This window comes from Erwinia typographi, assembly GCF_000773975.1.
Lineage (GTDB): Bacteria > Pseudomonadota > Gammaproteobacteria > Enterobacterales > Enterobacteriaceae > Erwinia > Erwinia typographi.
Window position 1 is genome coordinate 1 of sequence record NZ_JRUQ01000124.1, and the last position, 528, is coordinate 528.

Annotated in this window: 1 protein-coding gene; it reads right to left on the bottom strand. The window is 55.7% G+C overall.

The window, feature by feature from the left end; all coding sequences use genetic code 11:
* Positions 1-8: 8 nt before the first annotated feature.
* A partial coding sequence (locus NG99_RS27190) for an IS3 family transposase (protein ID WP_034899992.1) occupies positions 9-528 on the bottom strand: 520 nt, incomplete at its 5' end.

The following is a 528-nucleotide window of genomic DNA, read 5'->3' on the forward strand; positions in this document are numbered from 1 at the left end:
TGTACTGGTCAAGTTAAACAGGACACTTTTTTCTCAGTCATTTGCTCATAACGCACCGGAGACAGCTCTCCGTTGGCGACATGATTTCGGTCAAGATTGTAATAGCGGATATAAGCGGCCACATCCTGTTTCATACAAGCCCGCGTCGGCTGGGGCACAAGCAACAGCCATTCATGTTTCAGGCTGCCCCAGAAGCGTTCCATCACCGCATTGTCCCAGCAGGCGCCAACATCACCCATGCTGCTTCTGAGTCCGTAACTACCCAGCAACGTCTGGAAGCGACTGCCGGTATACTGCGAACCTCTGTCGGTGTGCACCACCAGACCCCGCGGCGGGTTGCGCAGGTTATACGCCTTCATCAGTGCATGGCAGACCAGCGATGAGGTCATCCGGCTGTCCACATGCCAGCCAACTATGCGGCGGGAGAACAGGTCCATTATGGCCGCAAGGTACAGCCAGCCTTCTCCGGTCTTAAGATAGGTGATGTCGCTGACCCACACCTGGTCTGGCCCCGGCGGATTAAAGTTC